The organism is Microlunatus capsulatus, assembly GCF_017876495.1.
In the GTDB taxonomy this organism is placed as follows: Bacteria; Actinomycetota; Actinomycetes; order Propionibacteriales; family Propionibacteriaceae; genus Microlunatus; species Microlunatus capsulatus.
This window is the reverse complement of record NZ_JAGIOB010000001.1, coordinates 1,284,344-1,302,548: the sequence shown is the minus strand read 5'-3', so window position 1 is coordinate 1,302,548 and position 18,205 is coordinate 1,284,344. Positions and strand designations below refer to the sequence as shown.

16 protein-coding genes and 3 tRNA genes are annotated in these 18,205 nt (G+C 76.1%); 10 read left to right on the top strand and 9 right to left on the bottom strand.

All coding sequences use genetic code 11. From position 1 onward, the window contains the following. Positions 1-8: 8 nt before the first annotated feature. Positions 9-914, bottom strand: coding sequence for an ArgP/LysG family DNA-binding transcriptional regulator (locus JOF54_RS05985; RefSeq protein WP_210053878.1), 906 nt, complete (start codon positions 912-914; stop codon positions 9-11). A gap of 68 nt (positions 915-982) precedes the next feature. Between JOF54_RS05985 and JOF54_RS05980 the strand changes: the two genes are divergently transcribed. Then, the gene (locus tag JOF54_RS05980; RefSeq protein WP_210053877.1) at positions 983-1,588 is read left to right on the top strand and encodes a LysE/ArgO family amino acid transporter; all 606 of its coding nucleotides are present in this window, start codon (positions 983-985) and stop codon (positions 1,586-1,588) included. A 78-nt stretch (positions 1,589-1,666) separates the two neighbouring features. Here the strand turns inward: JOF54_RS05980 and JOF54_RS05975 are convergent. The 5 genes from JOF54_RS05975 to JOF54_RS05955 form a co-directional block, all read right to left on the bottom strand. Further along, positions 1,667-1,739, bottom strand: a tRNA-Lys gene (locus tag JOF54_RS05975). A 13-nt stretch (positions 1,740-1,752) separates the two neighbouring features. Continuing rightward, entirely contained in the window at positions 1,753-3,339 is a 1,587-nt protein-coding gene (locus JOF54_RS05970) for a phytoene desaturase family protein (protein WP_210053876.1), read from the bottom strand. Positions 3,340-3,349: 10 nt separating this feature from the next. Further along, positions 3,350-4,237, bottom strand: coding sequence for an aldo/keto reductase (locus tag JOF54_RS05965; protein WP_210053875.1), 888 nt, complete (start codon positions 4,235-4,237; stop codon positions 3,350-3,352). Positions 4,238-4,280: 43 nt separating this feature from the next. Further along, a complete protein-coding gene (locus JOF54_RS05960; RefSeq protein WP_210053874.1) occupies positions 4,281-5,048 on the bottom strand; it encodes a type 1 glutamine amidotransferase in 768 nt (255 codons plus the stop codon). After that, entirely contained in the window at positions 5,048-6,199 is a 1,152-nt protein-coding gene (locus JOF54_RS05955; protein WP_210059381.1) for a Mur ligase family protein, read from the bottom strand. The genes JOF54_RS05960 and JOF54_RS05955 overlap by 1 nt, the downstream gene beginning before the upstream one ends. A 291-nt stretch (positions 6,200-6,490) precedes the next feature. Here JOF54_RS05955 and JOF54_RS05950 point away from each other — a divergent pair, with 291 nt between their 5' ends. Genes JOF54_RS05950 through JOF54_RS05940 form a run of 3 tightly spaced genes read left to right on the top strand, consistent with a single transcriptional unit; the run spans position 6,491 to position 7,768 of the window. Further along, complete coding sequence (locus JOF54_RS05950) at positions 6,491-6,925, top strand: hypothetical protein (protein WP_210053873.1); 435 nt, start codon at positions 6,491-6,493, stop codon at positions 6,923-6,925. Continuing rightward, positions 6,922-7,218 (top strand): hypothetical protein, encoded by a 297-nt coding sequence (locus JOF54_RS05945; protein WP_210053872.1) that lies wholly within the window; start codon positions 6,922-6,924, stop codon positions 7,216-7,218. The genes JOF54_RS05950 and JOF54_RS05945 overlap by 4 nt, the downstream gene beginning before the upstream one ends. Before the next feature lie 55 nt (positions 7,219-7,273). Next, the gene (locus JOF54_RS05940; protein WP_210053871.1) at positions 7,274-7,768 is read left to right on the top strand and encodes a universal stress protein; all 495 of its coding nucleotides are present in this window, start codon (positions 7,274-7,276) and stop codon (positions 7,766-7,768) included. A 78-nt stretch (positions 7,769-7,846) separates the two neighbouring features. On the opposite strand, the gene JOF54_RS05935 is transcribed toward JOF54_RS05940, so the two are convergent. The 3 genes from JOF54_RS05935 to JOF54_RS05925 all read right to left on the bottom strand — a co-directional run bounded on the left by JOF54_RS05935 (position 7,847) and on the right by JOF54_RS05925 (position 9,924). Next, a tRNA-His gene (locus tag JOF54_RS05935) sits at positions 7,847-7,922 on the bottom strand. 85 nt (positions 7,923-8,007) lie between these two features. Continuing rightward, the gene (gene orn, locus JOF54_RS05930) at positions 8,008-8,625 is read right to left on the bottom strand and encodes an oligoribonuclease (RefSeq protein ID WP_210059380.1); all 618 of its coding nucleotides are present in this window, start codon (positions 8,623-8,625) and stop codon (positions 8,008-8,010) included. A gap of 18 nt (positions 8,626-8,643) precedes the next feature. Next, on the bottom strand, positions 8,644-9,924 hold the full coding sequence (locus tag JOF54_RS05925; RefSeq protein WP_210053870.1) for an MFS transporter: 1,281 nt from the start codon (positions 9,922-9,924) through the stop codon (positions 8,644-8,646). 112 nt (positions 9,925-10,036) lie between these two features. Between JOF54_RS05925 and JOF54_RS05920 the strand changes: the two genes are divergently transcribed. From JOF54_RS05920 to JOF54_RS05895, 6 genes are all read left to right on the top strand, one after another. Beyond that, positions 10,037-10,109 (top strand) — tRNA-Arg (locus JOF54_RS05920). Positions 10,110-10,321: 212 nt separating this feature from the next. After that, positions 10,322-12,226, top strand: a complete 1,905-nt coding sequence (locus tag JOF54_RS05915) for an N-acetylmuramoyl-L-alanine amidase (protein WP_210053869.1) — start codon at positions 10,322-10,324, stop codon at positions 12,224-12,226. A gap of 36 nt (positions 12,227-12,262) precedes the next feature. Continuing rightward, entirely contained in the window at positions 12,263-12,952 is a 690-nt protein-coding gene (locus tag JOF54_RS05910) for an alpha/beta fold hydrolase (RefSeq protein ID WP_210053867.1), read from the top strand. 36 nt (positions 12,953-12,988) lie between these two features. Then, positions 12,989-14,518 carry a PrsW family intramembrane metalloprotease gene (locus JOF54_RS05905; RefSeq protein WP_210053864.1) on the top strand — a complete coding sequence of 510 codons (1,530 nt, stop codon included), beginning with the start codon at positions 12,989-12,991 and terminating at the stop codon, positions 14,516-14,518. 30 nt (positions 14,519-14,548) lie between these two features. Continuing rightward, on the top strand, positions 14,549-16,444 hold the full coding sequence (locus JOF54_RS05900; protein ID WP_210053861.1) for a dynamin family protein: 1,896 nt from the start codon (positions 14,549-14,551) through the stop codon (positions 16,442-16,444). Between the two features lie 13 nt (positions 16,445-16,457). Then, the gene (locus tag JOF54_RS05895) at positions 16,458-18,119 is read left to right on the top strand and encodes a GTPase (RefSeq protein ID WP_210053859.1); all 1,662 of its coding nucleotides are present in this window, start codon (positions 16,458-16,460) and stop codon (positions 18,117-18,119) included. Positions 18,120-18,205 lie beyond the last annotated feature (86 nt).

Here is an 18,205-nt window from a genome sequence, read left to right as displayed (position 1 = left end):
CGAGCTGATCAGAGCCGAGGACCGAGGGCCGGGGGCGTCCGGAGCGCCCGGGCGGCCTCGGCGACGGCGGCGGCCACCCGGTCGAGACCGGCCGCGGCCAGCCGCCACTGCTGCCAGTGCAGGGCCACGTCGAGGTGTGCCGTGGGGGCGAGCGGGCGCAGGGAGCCGGGCTCCAGCCGGTCGAGCTGCAGGTCGGGCAGCATGCCCCAGCCCAGGCCCAGCTGGAGGGCGCGGCCGAACTCGGCGGTGGCGGGGACGTGGTGCCGCGGCGGTGCTGTCGCCGCGCGGCGCGCCCGCCGCAGGTAGCGGTCCTGAAGGTCGTCCTTCTCGTCGTAGACCACCACCGGGGCGGCGGCCAGGGCGGCCGGGGTGGGGCCGTCGGGGAACCAGCGGGCCGCGAACCCCGGGGAGCACACCGGCCGGTAGCGCATCACGCCGAGCGGGCGCGACGAGCAGCCCGGCACCGGGGCGGCGGTGGCGGTGACCGCGCCGTGCGCGGTGCCCCGGCGCAGGAGGTCGAGGGAGTGGTCCTGGTCCTCGCGCAGCACGGTGAGCTGGACGTCGTCGGCCACCGTCGCCAGCCCGTCGAGGGCCCAGGTGTGCAGCGAGTCCCCGTTGACCACGAGGGTGATCCGCGGCGCGCTCCCGGCGGACGCCGGCGCCAGCTGGTCGGAGAGGTCGGCCGCGAGCAGCTCCAGCTGCCGGGCGAAGCGCACGACGGCCTCGCCGGCCTCCGTCAGCTCCACCGGCCGGACCCGGCGCAGCACCGGCCGCCCGACGGCGACCTCCAGCGCCCGGACCCGCTGGCTCACCGCGGACGGGGTGAGGTGCAGGAGGCGGGCGGCCGCGTCGAAGGTCCCCTCGCCGACGATCGCCGCCAGGGTCGCCGCCTGCTCGGGCTGTACCGTCACCATGAAGCGATCTTACGGTGCGTGCAGAACATGAACTGGTCTCATGCCTCGCAGGGCCCTACGGTCGTCCCGTGCTCCTCGCCTCGCTCTCCGGGTTCGTCACCGGCCTGTCCCTCATCGTCGCCATCGGTGCGCAGAACGCCTTCGTGCTGCGCCAGGGGCTCCGGCGCCGGCACGTGGCGCTGGTCGTCGCCGTCTGCGCCCTCTCGGACCTGCTGCTGATCCTGGCCGGGGTCGCCGGCATCGGGACGCTCGTCGAGCGGGCGCCCGCGGTGCTCGTCGTCGTCCGCTGGGCGGGGGCCGCCTTCCTGGTCGGCTACGGGCTGCTCGCCGCCCGGCGGGCCGTCCGCGGCGGCCGGCTGGAGGCGGCGGAGGACCGCCCGCTCAGCGCGGGGGCGGTGCTCGCGGCGGCGCTGGCGTTCACCTGGCTGAACCCGCACGTGTACCTGGACACCGTGCTCCTGGTGGGCTCGGTCGCGAGCGCGCACGGCGACCCCGGTCGGTGGTGGTTCGCCCTCGGCGCCGGCCTGGCCAGCATCACCTGGTTCACCGCCCTCGGCTTCGGAGCCCGCGCCCTCACGCCCGTGTTCCGCCGGCCCGGCGCCTGGCGGGTGCTCGACGCCGTCATCGCGGTGGTCATGCTCGCGCTGGCGGCGTCCCTCCTGCTTAGCGGCTAGCCCGAGGCCTGGCGCCGGGGACGGAGCCCCGGGGACGACAAAGCCCTGGCCGACCGGGAGGTCGACCAGGGCTGGTAGTGCGCCGCGAGGGAATCGAACCCCCAACCCGCTGATTAAGAGTCAGCTGCTCTGCCTATTGAGCTAGCGGCGCGCGAGGAGAAACATTACCAAACGCCGCCGGAAGGGTCGAATCGGGAGGCTCCGCCGGTCTCCTCCAGGACGGCCATCGCGGCGTCGTGACCGCCGAGCCCGCTCACCGCGCCCCCGCGGACGGCGGCCGCGCCGCAGAGCAGCACGCCGGGGAGAGCCGTCGCCACCCCCCAGCGCTCGGCCGCCGTGGCGGGCTGCGCGCCCTCCGGGAGCCAGGGCCAGACGAGGTCGCCGTGGAAGATGTGCCCGCCGGGCATGGACAGCTCCGCCTCGACGTCCAGCGGCGTCATCACCTCCACGCAGGCCCGGCCGTCGGCGTCGTGGGCCAGGCAGTCCTCCAGCGGCTCGGCGAGCACCGCCTGCAGGGACCGGAGTGCCGCGGCGCCCACCGCGGCGCGGGCGCCGTCGGGGTCGTCGACGAACAGCCGGGCGGGGGTGTGCAGCGCGAAGAGGGTGAGGGTGTGCGCCCCGGCGGCGCGCAGGTCCGGGCCGAGGATCGTCGGGTCGGTGAGGCTGTGGCAGTAGGCCTCGACCGGCAGCGGGTCGGGCAGCCGGCCCGCCTCGGCCTCGGCCCAGGCCTCGTCGAGCCGGGCGTAGCCCTGGGCCAGGTGGAGGGTGCCGGCGAAGGCCGTCGCCGGGTCGACCCCCGAGCGGAGGCGGGGCAGCCGGGCGAGCACGAGGTTGACCTTGGTCTGGCTGCCCTCGGGCCGCACGGCACCGCCGGACGCCAGGCCGGGCAGGGCCGCGGGGGCGCAGCCGACGAGCACGTGGGGTGCGGTGAGGGTGCTGCCGTCGGCCAGCGTCACGGTGGCGCCACCCCCGGGCTGCGGGGCCAGCCCCGTCACCCGGGCGCCGGTCCGCAGCTGGGCGCCGGCCCCGGTCGCCACCCGGACCAGCTCGGCGGCCACCCGACCCATCCCGCCCACGGGCACCTTCCACTCCCCGGTCCCGCGGCCGACGACGTGGTAGAGGAAGCAGCGGTTCTGCCGCAGGTCCGGCTCGTGCGCGCGGGCCGACGTGCCGATCAGGGCGTCGGTGAGCACCAGGCCGCGGAGGGCGTCGTCGGCCAGGCTCTCCTCGACCAGCGCGCCGAGCGGTCGCTCCACCAGCGCCCGCCACAGCTCCGGCTCCACCTGGGCCCGGACGTCCTCGAGCCGGGGGAGCGGGCCGGTCAGGGTGGGGGCGACGACGGCCGCGAAGGCGGTCAGCCGCTCCTCCAGCCGGCGCCAGCGCGGCTCGTCGTCGGGGGCGAGCGCGGCGAAGGAGGCCGCGGTGGCCGCGCCGGGCACGCGCTCGACGACGAGGGCCGCGTCGCCGACCGGGGTGCAGGAGGCGATCCGGCGCGAGGCCAGCTGGAGGTCCAGGCCCAGCTCGTCGACCAGCGACTGGGGGAGCAGCGAGACGAGGTAGGAGAAGCGGGAGAGGAGGGCGTCGACGCCGGGGAACGGCCGGCCGCCGGCGACGGCCCCGCCGAGCCGGTCGGCCGCCTCGAGGACGACCACGCGCCGACCGGTCCGGGCGAGGTAGGTCGCGGCGACGAGGGCGTTGTGGCCCCCGCCGACCACGACGACGTCGTACCCCTCCGGGCCGGTCGGCGTCACGGGCGGGCGCTCAGGCCAGCCCGCGGGTGGCGCTCAGCCGCTCCAGCTCGTCGGCCGTCAGCTCCAGGTCGGCCGCCTTCGCGGAGTCGGTGATCGACGCCGACCGGCGGGCACCCGGGATCGGGATGACGTGCTCGCCCAGCGACAGCTCCCAGGCCAGAACGACCTGCTGGGGGCTGACGCCGTGCGCCTGCGCCACCTCCGCGAACGGCGCGAAGTCCTCGCCGACCTTGCGGGCGCCGCCGCCGGTGCCGCCCAGCGGGCTCCACGGCAGGAAGGCGACGCCGTGCTCGCCGCAGAAGTCGAGCTCGTCCTGGGAGGAGCGGAAGCGCGGGGAGAACTCGTTCTGGACGCTGACCAGGCCGCCCTCGCCGAGGACGTCGATGGCCACCTGGATCTCCTCGACGTTGGCGTTGGAGATGCCGACGCTCTTGACGAGGCCCTCGTCCTGCAGGGTCTTGAAGTGGCCGATGACCTCGCCGTAGACCTTCCAGCGGTCGGGCCGGTGCCACTGGTAGAGGTCGATGACGTCGACGCCCAGGTTGGTCAGCGACTTCTGCACCGCCGAGCGCAGGTACTCCAGGCTGCCGTCGCGGCCCCACTGCTCGCCCTCGCTGCGGGTGATCCCGCCCTTGGTGCCGATGACGACGCCGGAGGTGTCACCGCCCCAGCTCTTGACGGCCTTGCCGACGATCAGCTCGTTGTGCCCCATGGTGTCCCAGGTGGGGCTGTAGATGTCCGCCGTGTCGATGAAGGTGACGCCGGCGTCGAGGGCCGCGTGGACCGTGGCGATGGCCTGGTCCTCGTCGGGGAAGGTGTTGTCGCTGTTCATGGAGACGGGCATGGCGCCGAGGCCGATGGCCGACACCGTGAAGGGTCCGAGTTTCCTGGTACGCATGGCGCGAGGCTAGCCAGGCCGCCGGCCGGCTCGGGGGGCGGGGCTACCGCGCCGAGCGGCGGACCGCCGCCAGCCGCTGCCGGCGCAGCTCGGCGATCTCGGGCCGGTCGAGCGGGGCCAGCGGCTCGTCGAGGGCGAGCTCGAGGACGTGGTCGGCCAGGGCCGGGTTGCGGGCGAGCAGCGGGCCGTGCGGGTAGGTGCCCACGACCGTGCCCGCCACGGCGCCCTCGGTGCCGTCGCCGCAGTTGCCCACGCCCACCTCGACGGTGGCCAACGGGGTGGCGCCCGGACCCAGCACCGTGTAGCCGCCGTGGTTCTCGAAGCCGGTCAGCCACTGGGCGTCGCCGTCGGCCTCGCGGCCCCGCCAGCGGCTGAGGATCTCCCCGACGGCCCGGACCGGACCGCGGGTGGTGGTCACGTCGAGCAGCCCGAGGCCCTCGATCTCGCGGTCGTCGGGGCCGTCGGCCACGGTGAAGGAGCGGCCGACGATCTGGTAGCCGGCGCAGACGGCCAGCACGGCCGCACCCCGGTCGACGGCCCGGTGCAGCCCGCCGTCGGCGCGCAGGGCCTTGACGGCCGAGATCTGGGCCGCGTCCTCGCCACCGCCCAGCAGGTAGACGTCGCCGGTGTCCGGCAGCGCCTCGCCGGGCTCGACGGTGGTGAGCACGGCGTCGAAGCCGCGCCAGGCCAGCCGCTTCGCCAGCACGGTGGCGTTGCCGCGGTCGCCGTAGATGCCCAGCAGCGACTGGTAGACCAGCACCACCTCGACCCGCCGTCCGGCGCCCTGCTCGAGGCCTCCCGCTGCCGTCATCAGACGCCTCCCATCTTCCGCAGCCGCTGGAACGGCGTGTAGGTCGCGATCACGTCGACCGGCTCGGGGTGGCCGGCGAGGGCCTGGGCCAGGTCGGGCACGGCGCGGAACTCGACGCCGGCGTAGGCGAGCCGGACCGCCAGGTCCTGGGCGCGCGGGCCGGTGGCCACGACCGTGCGGCCGGCCAGCTGCTCGTACTCGACGTCCCACAGCCAGGAGACGTCGCGGCCGTCGGCGGCGGCGGAGTCGATGGCCAGCACCACCGTCGCGCTCTGGGCCAGCGGCAGCGCCTCGGCCCAGCCCGCCGGGTTCTTGGCCAGCAGCAGCCGGGCCGTGGTGCCGCCCACCTGCATGGTGGCGAACCGGCCGGCCGGGGCGGTCACGGTGCGCATGCCGGCCAGCGCCGTGGCCGCGGGGACGCCCAGCAGCTCGGCGGCGGCCAGCGCGCAGGCCGCGTTGCTGACGTTGAAGGCGCCGGGCACGGAGAGCTCGGGCAGCCAGACCTGGCCGTCGGGCCCGACGATCGTGCCGTCCTGCACCCGGTAGGACGCCGGAGGCTGGCGCAGCTCGCAGCCGGAGCAGTGCCAGTCCCCGCCGGGCCCGCCGGTGTGCTCGGGCTGCTCGCGCAGCAGGGCCGAGCCGCAGTTCGGGCACAGCGACGCGTCCTGGGTCCAGGTGCTGGCGGTGTCGACCCAGACGACCTCGCGCGCGGTCTCGGCCGCCCAGACGATCAGCGGCTCGTCGGCGTTGGCGACGACGACCGGCCCGTCCTCCCCGGCGGCCGCGAGCGCGTTGCGCCAGCTGCGGCCGAGGCCCTTGATCTCGTGGTGGCGGTCCAGCTGGTCGCGGCTGAAGTTCAGCAGCACCAGCACCTCGGGCCGGCCCAGCCGGACGACGTCGGCGACGACCCGCTCGTCGGTCTCGAGGACGGCGGTGGTCGCCCGCGGGTTCGCGCTGAGCGCGGAGGCGATGCCGAAGTGCAGGTTGGCGCCGTCGGCGTTGTGCACCAGCTGCGAGGCGTCCTCGCCGAGGTGGGCACGGACGGCGGCCGCCAGGAAGTGCGTCGTCGTCGTCTTGCCGTTGGTGCCCGAGACCATCGCGACCCGCTTGCCCTGCAGCAGCTTGGCCAGCGCGGCGGGGTCGAGCCGCATCATCACCTGACCGCGGATCGAGGCACCGGAGCCGCGGCCGGCGACCCGGCTCGCCACCTGGGCCAGCCGGCCGGCGGTCGTCGCGGCGAGCAGCCGGGCCCGACCGGCCCGCCGCACGGGGGCGGGGTGGGGGTGCTGCGGCGGGGGTGGGGCGGCCATGGCCCCATCATCGCCGGGCGGCCCGCGCGCGGTCGACGCGGCACGGCGGCACCGCGGTGTCGGCTCGCTCACGTCCCGGCCGGGAACGGCCGCTCCGGCTGGCTAGGGTGAGCACGACGAGGGGAGGGTGCCGTGGCCGGCGTGGCGTGGGTGTTCGTGGGCGCGGCGGCGGTGGCGACGCTGGTCGCCCTGCTCGTCTTCCTGGTCCCGCTGGGCCGCCGCGGCAGCGAGTCCCTCGGCACCCGCCCGGCCGTCGACGCCGGACCGGGCAGCCCGGCCGGCTCGCTGGCCCGCGGCTTCAGCTACCTGCACGTCTCGCCGCCGCCCGGCGTCCGGCGCGCCGGGGTGCACGACCGGCTGGCGCGGGCCTTCGCCCGCGTGGACTCCGTCGACCCGCACGAGGCGCCCCGGCGGATCGGCGAGGCCCTGCTGCAGGCCGGGCTCGCCGACGGGTCCGCCGCGACCCGCACCACCCCCAGCCCCGCACCGGCGGCCCCGGCCCCCGCAGACCCCGACCGGACCCGGCCCGACCGCGGCCCGGCCCCGCACCCGAGAGAGCCCGCATGAGCGAACGACCCGTCGGCACCGACCGCTACAAGGACCCGCTGCAGGTCTACGCCGAGGCGGACCCGCAGACCCGGGCGGTGATCGAGAAGGAGCTGGACCGCATCGACCTGCTCGACCAGCGCGACGCCCAGCTGAACGCCCGCGGGCTGAACTACGGCGTCGTCGTCACCCTCGCCTTCCTCGCCGCCTGCGTCTACCTGGTGGCCAGCGGGCACGGCGTCGAGGGCACCGTCCTCGGCGTCATGTTCATCGCCGCCCTGGTGGCGATCCTGGCGGTCGGCCGGCGGCGCTGACCCCGTCGGGGCGCCGGTCCTGGACAACCGGGGGCACGCCCACGAAGGTGGCCCCATGACCACCGACCGCCTGATCTCCGAGACGCCCGACGACGTCGAGCCCGCCGCCCCGACCGCGCTGGTCGTGGGCCACGACGGCTCGGACTGCGCCTCCCGTGCGCTGGGGACGGCGCTCCAGCTGGCCGCCGAGCTGGGCGCACCGGTCACCGTCGTCCGGGCCTGGTCGATGGTCACGGCGCCGCGGCCGCCCGGCTGGACCTTCGGCACCGTCCCCTCTACCGACGAGCTGGCCGCCGCCGTCACCGCCGAGCTGGAGGACGACGTCCGAGCGCCGGCCGCTGCGTTCCCCGGCGTCGAGGTCACCTGCCGGGCCTACCACGCGGGTCCGGTCCGGGCCCTCATCGACGCCGCCCGCGAGGCGCGGATGCTCGTCGTCGGCTCCCGGGGCGTGGGCGGGCTGCGCGAGATGGTGCTGGGCTCGGTCAGCGACCAGTGCGTGCGCTACGCCGCCTGCCCGGTGCTCGTGGTGCGGGACCGCGCCGAGGGCTGAGGGCCCGCACCGGCGAGCCACCGACCCCGGGGACGACGCAGCCCCCGACCGGGACCCGGTCGGGGGCTGTCGTGCGGATGGGGTGAGTGACGGGACTTGAACCCGCGGCCACCTGGACCACAACCAGGTGCTCTACCAACTGAGCTACACCCACCATCGCTGCCCGCGGATCCGGCGGAGGAGTCCGACGGCCACAGGGGCGACGACGAGTGTAACGGCCGCCGACCCGGATGCTGAAATCAGCGGGCGGGCGTCGCGGTGACCCCGGTCAGGGCGCCCCCGTGCCGGCTGGCGATCTCCTTGGCGGTGGCGCTGTCCGGGCCGGGCCGGGGGACGAAGACGGCGTCGCGGTAGTACCGCAGCTCCTCGATCGACTCCTGGACGTCGGCGAGGGCGCGGTGGTTGCCCGACTTGGCGGGGGAGGAGTAGTAGGCCCGCGGGAACCAGCGGCGGGCCAGCTCCTTGATGCTGGAGACGTCGACGTTGCGGTAGTGAACGTGGGCCTCGAAGGTCGGCATGTCGCGGGCTAGGAACGCCCGGTCGGTGCCGATGGTGTTGCCGGCCAGCGGTGCCTTGCGCGGGTCGGGCACGAACTCGCGCACGTAGGCCAGCACCCGCTCCTCGGCCTCGGCCATGGTCAGCCCCGTGGCCAGCTGCTCGAGCAGGCCCGACTTCGTGTGCATCTCGCGGACGAAGTCGCCCATCCGCTCCAGGGCCTCGTCGCCGGGCTTGATGATCACGTCCACGCCCTCGCCCAGGACGTTCAGCTCGCCGTCGGTGACCAGCGCGGCCACCTCGACGAGCGCGTCCCCGGACAGGTCGAGACCGGTCATCTCGCAGTCGGCCCACACCATCAGCTCACGCATCCCCCCACCCTACGGTCCGGGTCGGCGCCGTCCGGTCCGGCGGCGCAGGCGGGCGTGCGGGCCCGCCGCGTAGGCCGGCACCCAGCGGGCCAGCCAGCCCGAGCCGAGGATCGTCAGCCCACCCATCACCACCGTGGCGACGGCCAGCGGGGCGACGAGGCTGACGGCGCCGATCAGCAGCGGGCCGGACGCGTTGCCGAGGTCGGCGCAGAGCCGCCAGCCGCCGAGGAACTGGCTGCGGTGGCCGGCGGGGGAGGCGTCGGCGCCCAGGGTCATGACGATGCCGGCCGAGATCCCGTTGCCCAGCCCCATCAGGCAGGCGACCGCGCCGATCCCGACGGCGGTGCTGGTCAGCGGCAGCAGCACGAAGCCGAGACCCAGCACGACCATCGACGGCACCGCGACGAACACCCGGCCGAAGCGGTCCATGATCGCGCCGCCCGGGTAGAACAGCAGCATGTCGACCCCGGCGGAGACGCCGTAGATGATGCTGGTCGTCGCGGCGTCGAGCCCCTGCGACTCGGCCCACAGCGGGATGATCGACTGCCGCGTCGAGCGGGCGGCGGCGATCACCAGGACGCCCAGCCCGAGGGTCAGCAGCACGCGCCGGTGCTCGGCCAGCACCGACCAGACCGTGCGGTGCGCCACCCCCGAGGCCGCGCGGTCGGCGCGGCTCTGCCGGGTGATGTCGGGCAGGAAGGCCGTCAGCACGGCGGCCGACAGGCTCATCACCGCCGCGAACCCGTAGCCCGCCTGGATCGAGAAGGCCGTGACCAGCCCGGCCCCGATGAAGGGGCCGATGAACAGCCCGATCCGGAACGTGCCGCCGAGGGTGGACAGGGCCCGGGCCCGCATCCGGACCGGCACGGCCTCGGTCAGGTAGGCCTGCCGGGCCAGGCTGAACACGGCGCCGGCGAGGCCGGTGACCAGGACGGCGAGGGCCAGCAGGACGAGGGACTGGGCCAGGAACGCGCCCAGCAGGGCCAGGGCGTCGAGGACGCAGGCGCCGATCAGCGCCCGCTGCTCGCCGATCCGGGCGGCCAGCGCGCCGGCCGGCAGGTCGCCGATCAGCTGGCCGAGCCCGGCCAGGGCGACGACGAGGGCCGCGACGGTGACGCTGGCGCCGAGGTCGCGGGCCGAGAGGGCGACGAGCGGCAGGATCGCGCCCTGCCCGATCGAGACCAGCACGGTGGGCCCGTAGGCGGGGACGGCGAGCGAGCGCCAGCTGACCGACTCCGGAGGGGCGTGACCCGGGGACGGGGGCGGGGGAGGTCGGTCGGTCCCGGTCATGCGGCCGAACCTACGTCGCGAGGTCCTCCGCCGGACGACCCGCCGTCCCGGTCCCGCGCGGCGACCAGCGGCTAGGATGCCCGGACGGACGAGGGAGCCCACCGCTCGCCTGGCCCCCGTAGCTCAGAGGATAGAGCAGCAGCCTTCTAATCTGTCGGTCGTAGGTTCGATTCCTACCGGGGGCGCAGAAGACGACAGCCCGACCAGCTTCTCATCAGCCGGTCACTGGTTCGAATCCAGTCGGGGGCGCACCGGCTGTGACACGAGTGCTGCGAACTCGCAGATCCGGGGCCCGCTGCGCTGGGACGTCTCAGCACTCGCTGCGGCGAGCCGATCCGTGGTAGCAAGGGGCCACCAGGTCCCGGGGGGTCGAGCGCCTGCGAGCCGAGAGGTCGTCATGCCGCCCGCTTCCCGTCCCCGTCCGCACCTCACCCGGAGCCCGCGGGTCCGCGCCGCCCTCGTCGGGCTCGGCGTCGCCGCCCTGACGGCGGGCTGGCTGACTCCCGCGGGCGCGGCACCCACCAGCCCGTCGACGCCGGCCGCGCCCAGCGCCCCCACCGCCGTCGAGCCGGCCCCGGTCCCGGCCACCCCGGAGGTCCGCGAGCTCGCGGTGCCCGCCGTGGTCCCGGCCACCGGTGGTGCGGGGCGGTCGGCCAGCACCTTGCGGGCCCGGCCCGGCACCGTGCTGGCCCGGCTCGCGGCGACGCGCACGCCCACGTTCTCGACGGTCGGCGTCACCTGGGCGGCCGGCACCGACGCGCAGCCGCGCGTCGAGGTCCGGGTCCGGGCCGGCGGTGCCTGGTCGGGCTGGGAGGCCCTGGCGAGCGCCGACGACGCGGACGGGGCCGAGGCGGCGGGCGCGCGGCCGGGCACCGAGCCCCGCTGGTTCGGCGACGCGACCGGCGTCGAGGTCCGGCTCCGGGCGACGGCGGACCCGGTCGGCGCGACGGCCCCGGCCGACGTGCGGGTCGCGCTCGTCGACCCGCAGGTGCTGCCGAGCGACGCCGCTCCGACGGCGGTGGTGGTCCCGCCCCCCGCCGCCGCGCTCCGCGCCGCCGGGGCGCCGAAGCTCTCCCCGGCGCCGGCGATCGTGACCCGCGCCCGGTGGGGGGCCGACGAGAAGCTGCGCACGCTCAACGGGAAGCGCTGCGCGACGCCCGACTACGACACCACGCTGCGGGCGGCGATCGTCCACCACACCGCCGGCGCCAACCGCTACAGCCGCTCCGACTCGGCGGCCATCGTGCGGGGCATCTACGCCTTCCACACCCGCAGCAAGGGCTGGTGCGACATCGGCTACAACTTCCTCGTCGACCGCTTCGGCACCGTCTTCGAGGGCCGCTACGGCGGCGTCTGGGCCGTCGTCCACGGGGCGCACGCCACCCGGTGGAACGGCGAGACGGTCGGGGTCTCGCTGATGGGCAACTTCGACACCGGCCAGCCGACCGCCGCCATGATGACCAGCACCGCGAAGGTGCTGGCCTGGAAGCTCGAGGGCTTCTACCGCGACCCGCGCGGCAAGGTCACCCTGGCGGGCAAGCGCATCAACGTCATCGCCGGTCACGGCGACGTCATGCAGACCGCCTGCCCCGGCCGCAACGTCCGCTCCCGGATGGGCGCGCTGCGCAAGGCCGTCGACCGCCGGGTCGGCTCGTACCGGACGCCGATCTTCACGACCTGGCAGCGGCTGGGCGGGGAGAAGGGCGCCTTGGGCTCGCCCACGACGCCGGAGCGGGTGGTCGGGAAGGGCCGGGTCACCCACTTCCAGCGGGGCGACCTGCTGTGGAGCCCGACGACCGGGACCCACCGCGTCGGCGGCGCGATCCGGACCCGCTATCGAGCGCTCGGCGAGGCCCGGCACGCCCTCGGCTTCCCCACCTCCGACGAGCGGGCCGGCGTCCTGGGCTCGCGCCGGGTCACGTTCCAGGACGGCGTCATCTACTCCAGCCGGGCCTCCGGCACCGTCGACGTGCACGGCGCGTTCGCCCGCCACCACGCCGCGCTGGGGGCCGCGGTGTCCCGGCTGGGGCTGCCGACCGCCGCCCAGCACCGCGGCGCGGTCGCCGGCTCGCAGGTCCAAGCCTTCCAGCAGGGCAGCCTGTACTGGTCCCGCTCGACGGGGGTGCAGGAGGTGAACGGCGCCGTCTTCACCGCCTACGCCGGGCTGGGCGCCGAGGCGTCACGGCTCGGCCTGCCGGTCCGGGGCGACCACGCCGTCCCCGGCGGGCGCGCCGTCGACTTCTCGGGCGGGACGATCACCTGGGACAGCACCACCGGGCTGACCGCCGTCACCTACCGCTGACCCGCCGGCCCGGGAGCGGCCCGATACTGTGCAGCCATGGCGACCACGACGCTCCCGGGCGGGCCCACGCTGAGCTACCGCGAGTGGGGCCGTCCCGACGGAGCGGTCGTCCTGCTGCTGCACGGCCTGGGCAGCTCCAGCGCCAGCTGGCGCCACGTCGCCCCGGTGCTGGGGCAGCACTTCCGCTGCATCGCCCCCGACGCCCGCGGGCACGGGGAGTCGGAGTGGACGAAGGAGTACTCCCTCGACGCCCTGACCGCCGACGTCGCGGGCCTGATGGACGCGCTGGGCATCCTCGGCGCGATCCCCTACGGCCACTCGATGGGGGCGCTGACGGCCTACCAGCTGGCCGCCACCCAGCCCGACCTCGTGCGGATGATGGTGCTCGAGGACATGCCCCCGCCCGACCCGGCCGACCCGCCCCGCCCGATCCCGCGCCAGCCCGAGCCCGGCGCCGACCACGACTGGCGCGCCGAGATCGCCGTCCACCGCTGGCGCAACCAGCCGACGCCGGGCTGGTGGGAGTACGCCGACCGGATCGGCACCGAGACCCTCGTCCTCGGCGGCCTGCGCAGCCACCTGCCGCAGCAGCGGCTGCGCGACCTCGCCGAGCGGCTGCCGAACGGGCGCTACGTCGGCCTCGACCTGGACCACGCGATGCACGAGGACCGGCCGGGCGAGGTGCTCACGGTCGTCGAGCCCTTCCTCCAGCCCTTCGCCAAGTGACCCGGGGGCTGCCCGCCCGTTGGGTAGCCTGGCGCCATGTCGGTGGCCAGCAGCGAGAGGCGTGCCCCCGCGCGCGGTGACCGACGGACCCGCCGGGGACGGACGTCGGCCCCCGACGACCGCCGCGCGCTCAGCCGCAACGGCCTGCCCGCCGACGTCGACCCCTCGGTGCCGCTGCCGAAGCGGCTGCTGCGCAACCGGCTGTTCTGGGTCAGCGTCGCCGTGCTGCTCGGCTACGTCGCCTGCCTGCTGCTGCTCTACCGCCAGGTGGTCCCCGACCAGGAGGTGCCCGGCGGCACGATCCCGGGCCTGGGCACCGAGGCCCTGCCGATCGCCGCCCGCTACGCGGCGATCACCGCCGTCCCGCTCTCGCTCGTCTTCCTGTGGGCCGACCGCTTCCGCCCCCAGCGGATCTGGGTCTGGCTGATGACCTTCGGCTGGGGCGCCTGCGTGGCCACCTTCGTCTCGGCGCAGGTCAACACCTGGGCCGCGTCGCAGCTGAGCATCGCCGGCGACGGCGACCCCGCGACCGGGGCGCGGGCCGCCATCTTCGTCGCGCCGTTCGTGGAGGAGGCGGCCAAGGGGACCGTGCTCTTCTGGCTGGCCATCCTCATGCGCTACCAGTGGGTGAGCCGGCTCAGCGGGATCGTGCTGGCCGGGCTGTCCGGGGCGGCCTTCGCCTTCGTCGAGAACATCCTGTACTACGGCCGCGCCTACCGTTTCGCGGCGCGGACCTTCGGCCAGGTGCCGCCGCTGGAGGCCCTGCAGCAGCTGTTCGTGCTCCGCGGGCTCATCACGTTCTTCGGCCACCCGCTCTTCACCGCGATGCTGGGGATCGGCCTGGCCGTCGCGCTGCGCTCGAAGAGCAAGACGGTGCGGGTGGTCGCCCCGCTGGCCGGCTACCTGGCCGCCGCGTTCCTGCACATGGCCTTCAACACCACCGCCTCGCTGACCCAGGGCCGCAGCCAGCTCTTCGTCTACCTCTTCGTCGCCCTGCCCCTGGTGGTCGGCGTCGTCGTCTTCGTCGTCCGCCAGCTGTTCCGCGAGGGCCGGCTGATCCGCGACCGGCTGGTCGACTACGTGCGGGTCGGCTGGCTGCCCGAAGGGGACCCGGCGGCGCTGTCGCGGCTGCGCACCCGCAGCAAGGCCGTCTGGCACGCGCTGTTCCTCGGCCCCGACCGGCTGCTGGCCACCCTGCGGATGCAGCGCGCGGCGACGGAGCTGGCCTACCTGCGCGACTCCATGGTCCGCGGCCTCGTCGACGAGGCCGGCACCCGCCGCGAACGCGTCCTGCTGGCCCGGATCCGCTCGCTCCGGGCGGCCGCCGTCACCCAGCCCGAGGGGCGGGCCGCCTACCCGTCGCTCCGCCGTCGCCGGACGGCGGGGGCGCCGGGCGGCTACGCGCCGGCCAGCTACCCCGGGCCCGCGGGCCTCGGCGGCAACTACCCGGCTCCCGCGCTGACCGCCCGCCCGCCGGGTGTCCCGCCGTCGGCGTCGGCACCGCTGGGGCAGACTGCTACCCAGTACTCCGAGGTCGACCCGACCTGGAAGCCGCCCGGGGAGTAGCCGGCCGGGACGCAGTGGAGGAGGAGCCCGATGGCCAGCAGGCAGCCGACGCCGCTGGAGGCCGCGCTCGCCGAGCTTCGGGCCGTCGTCGCCCCCGTCACCTTCCCGCTCCCGCTGGCCCGTGCGGCCGAGCAGCAGCGGGCCGTCACCGAGATCACCCGGCAGCTCGACGACTACGTCCTGCCCCGGCTGGCCACGATCGACGCCCCGCTGCTGGCCGTCGTCGGCGGGTCCACCGGCGCCGGCAAGTCGACGCTGGTCAACTCCCTCGTCGGCCGCCGCGTCACGACGCCGGGCGTCATCCGGCCGACGACGCGGGCGCCCGTCCTGGTCCACCACAGCACCGACGCCCGCTGGTTCGCCGACGACCGGATCCTGCCCGGGCTGGCCCGCTCCACCGGCAGCCGCGACGACGCCCGGTCGCTCCAGCTGGTCACCGACGACTCGATCCCGCCGGGCCTGGCCATCCTCGACGCCCCGGACATTGACTCCGTCGTCAGCGAGAACCGCGCCCTGGCCGCCCAGCTGCTGGCGGCCGCCGACCTGTGGCTCTTCGTCACCTCCGCCGCCCGCTACGCCGACCAGGTGCCCTGGGACTTCCTGCACGCCGCCGCGGAGCGCAGCGCCGCCGTCGCCGTCGTCCTGGACCGGGTCCCGCCGCGGGCCATGGCGGAGGTGCCACCGCACCTCGGCCAGATGATGAGCGAGCGCGGGCTGGCCGGCTCGCCGCTGTTCGCGGTCCCCGAGACCGCGGTGGACGCCGAGGGCCTGCTGCCCGTCGCGGCCGTGCAGCCCATCCGCGGCTGGCTCGCCGCCCTCGCCGCCGACCAGAGCAGCCGGATCCAGGTGGTCCAGCGCACCCTCGACGGCGCGATCGGCGCCCTGGTCACGAGGACGCCGGAGCTGGCCACCGCCGTCGACGACCAGGTGGAGGCCCTCACCCGGTTGCGCGCCGAGGTCGACCATTCCTACGCCGAGGCCGTCCGCACCGTCCAGGTGCAGACCACCGACGGCACCCTGCTGCGCGGGGAGGTGCTGGCCCGCTGGCACGAGTTCGTCGGCACCGGGGAGTTCTTCCGCGCGCTGGAGCAGAAGGTCGGCTGGCTGCGGGACCGGGTCGTCTCGGCGTTCAAGGGCCAGCCGCCGGAGGTGGACAACCTCAAGGTGGCTGTCGAGTCGGGTCTGGAGTCGCTCATCCGCGAGGAGGGCGACGCCGCCGCCGAGCGGGCCGAGGCGTCCTGGCGGGCCAACGCCGCCGGCCGCGCCCTGCTGGAGCGCAGCCGCGTCGACCTCACCCGGGCCTCGCCCGACTTCGACCGCTCCGTAGAGCGGACCATCCGCGACTGGCAGGGCGCCGTCCTCGACCTCGTCGCCGACGAGGGGATGGGCAAGCGCTCCCGGGCCCGGTTCCTCGCCTTCGGCGTCAACGGCATCGGCGTCGCGCTGATGATCGTCGTCTTCGCCCACACCGGCGGCCTCGTCGGGGCCGAGGTCGGCGTCGCCGGCGGCACCGCGATCCTCGCCCAGCGGGTGCTGGAGGCCGTCTTCGGCGACCAGGCCGTCCGCCGGCTGGCCGAGACGGCGAAGGAGGAGCTCGACACCCGCGTCGAGGCGCTGATGGCCGCCGAGCTGCTGCGCTACCACGCCCTGCTGGACGCCGCGGCGCTCGACCCGGAGACCGCCGACCGGCTCCGCGCCGCCGCCGACGCGGTCCAGCGGGCGCGCGCCGACGGGCTGCCGACGGGCTCGACCGGGCCGGCGGACGAGCCGGCGCTGGCCGCGGCCGAGGAGCGGCTGGCCATCGCGCCGCCCACCGTCACCCAGGTGCCCTACGCCCCCGGCCTCGACGACTCCGACCCCGACGCCGACGTGCTGGACGCCGAGCTCGTCGAGCCGGCCCCGGTGCGGCGCGAGGACCGACGATGACGGCGGTTCGCTGATGGCGGGCAAGGGCGTCGCCCTGCTGCGGCGGCACGACGAGACGGCCCAGCTGGTCACCCGGGTCCGGGCGCTCGGCGAGGCGGCCGACCTCTGCGAGGGGCGGGTGGACGACGCCGCGGTGGCGGAGGCCCGGCGCGTCGTCACCCAGACCGACCGCCGGCTCGCCGTCTCCGGGGCCGCCACCGTCGTGGCCCTGGCCGGGGCGACCGGCTCGGGCAAGTCGAGCACCTTCAACGCGCTCACCGGCACCGAGCTGGCCACCGTCGGCGTGCGCCGGCCGACGACGTCGACGGCGCTGGCCTGCAGCTTCGGGGAGGACTCGGCCGAGGAGCTCCTCGACTGGCTGGCCATCCCGCGCCGGCACGCGCTGGAGGCCGACCCGCGGCTGGCGGCCGGTCTCGACGGCCTGGTCCTGCTGGACCTGCCCGACCACGACTCGACCGAGGTGGCCCACCGGCTGGAGGTGGACCGGCTGGTCCAGCTCGTCGACATGCTCGTCTGGGTCGTCGACCCGCAGAAGTACGCCGACGCCGCGCTGCACGAGCGCTACCTCCGCCCGCTCGCCTCGCACGTCGACGTGATGATGGTCGTCCTCAACCAGGTGGACACGCTGACCCCGGAGCAGCAGGAGCAGTGCCTGCGCGACCTCCGCCGGCTGCTGGCGAGCGAGGGGCTGGGTGCGGCCGAGGTGCTGGGCGTCTCGGCCCGCACCGGCCAGGGCCTCGACCAGCTGCGGGCACGGCTGGGCAGGCGGATCGCCGACAAGCGGGCCGCGGCCCGTCGGCTGGCCGCCGACGTCGAGGACGCCGCCGCCGGGCTGGTCCGGGCGTCGGGGGAGGAGAAGCTGCCGGCGCTGTCGTCGTCGACGGTCGACGCGCTGACCACCCAGCTGGCCCAGGCGGCCGGGGTGCCCGTCGTCGTCGAGGCGGTCGACAAGGCGTGGCGGCTGCGCGGCGGGCTGGCGACCGGCTGGCCGGTGCTCGCGTGGCTGGCCAAGTTCAAGCCCGACCCGCTCCGCCGGCTGCACCTGGACCGCCTCGGCAGCGGCGGCCGGCGCCGTGAGATTGACCCGTCCGGGGTGGGGCGCACCTCGCTGCCCGCGACCACCGGCGTGCAGAAGGCCCGGGTCGACACCGCCCTGCGCTCGCTGGCCGACACGGCCTCGTCCGGGATGAGCCGCGGCTGGGTCGACGCCGTCCGCGCCGCCGCCCGCTCGGGGGAGGGCCAGCTGTCCGACGCCCTGGACCGGGCCGTCGCCGGCACCGACCTCGACCTGTCGGGGCACCGGCGCTGGTGGCAGGCGGTGCGGGTGCTGCAGTGGGCGCTGGTCGCCGCCGTCGTGGCCGGGCTGGTCTGGCTGGGCTCGGCCTTCGTGCTGGCCTACCTGCGTCTGCCCCCGCTGCCCGACGTGCTCTGGTGGGGGCTGCCCGCGCCGACGGTGCTCACCCTGGGCGGGGTGGTCGCCGGGCTGCTGGTCGCCGCGCTGTCCCGGATCGGCGTCGTGGTCGGCGCCCGCCGTCGCGCCCGCCGGGCCCGCGCCGCCCTGCGCAGGTCCGTCGCCGCCGTCGCCGACCGGCTGGTGGTCGAGCCGCTGCGCCTGGAGCGGCAGCGCTACGACGACGCCCGCGCCGCCCTGGACCGGGCCCGCACCGCGCGCTGACCACCCCGCACCCTGAGCCTGTCGAAGGGCCGCCTGCTCGGAGACGCCCTGAGAACGCAGACGCAGTGACGCCCCGCGGCCCGCTG

Excerpts from the sequence above, each read along its gene's own strand:
- JOF54_RS05985 (WP_210053878.1), bottom strand. The coding sequence starts at position 914 with ATGGTGACGGTACAGCCCGAGCAGGCGGCGACCCTGGCGGCGATCGTC.
- JOF54_RS05965 (WP_210053875.1), bottom strand. The coding sequence starts at position 4,237 with ATGCGTACCAGGAAACTCGGACCCTTCACGGTGTCGGCCATCGGCCTC.
- JOF54_RS05960 (WP_210053874.1), bottom strand. The coding sequence starts at position 5,048 with ATGACGGCAGCGGGAGGCCTCGAGCAGGGCGCCGGACGGCGGGTCGAG.
- JOF54_RS05955 (WP_210059381.1), bottom strand. The coding sequence starts at position 6,199 with ATGCGGCTCGACCCCGCCGCGCTGGCCAAGCTGCTGCAGGGCAAGCGG.
- JOF54_RS05945 (WP_210053872.1), top strand. The coding sequence starts at position 6,922 with ATGAGCGAACGACCCGTCGGCACCGACCGCTACAAGGACCCGCTGCAG.
- JOF54_RS05940 (WP_210053871.1), top strand. The coding sequence starts at position 7,274 with ATGACCACCGACCGCCTGATCTCCGAGACGCCCGACGACGTCGAGCCC.
- JOF54_RS05925 (WP_210053870.1), bottom strand. The coding sequence starts at position 9,924 with ATGACCGGGACCGACCGACCTCCCCCGCCCCCGTCCCCGGGTCACGCC.
- JOF54_RS05915 (WP_210053869.1), top strand. The coding sequence starts at position 10,322 with ATGCCGCCCGCTTCCCGTCCCCGTCCGCACCTCACCCGGAGCCCGCGG.
- JOF54_RS05910 (WP_210053867.1), top strand. The coding sequence starts at position 12,263 with ATGGCGACCACGACGCTCCCGGGCGGGCCCACGCTGAGCTACCGCGAG.
- JOF54_RS05905 (WP_210053864.1), top strand. The coding sequence starts at position 12,989 with ATGTCGGTGGCCAGCAGCGAGAGGCGTGCCCCCGCGCGCGGTGACCGA.
- JOF54_RS05900 (WP_210053861.1), top strand. The coding sequence starts at position 14,549 with ATGGCCAGCAGGCAGCCGACGCCGCTGGAGGCCGCGCTCGCCGAGCTT.
- JOF54_RS05895 (WP_210053859.1), top strand. The coding sequence starts at position 16,458 with ATGGCGGGCAAGGGCGTCGCCCTGCTGCGGCGGCACGACGAGACGGCC.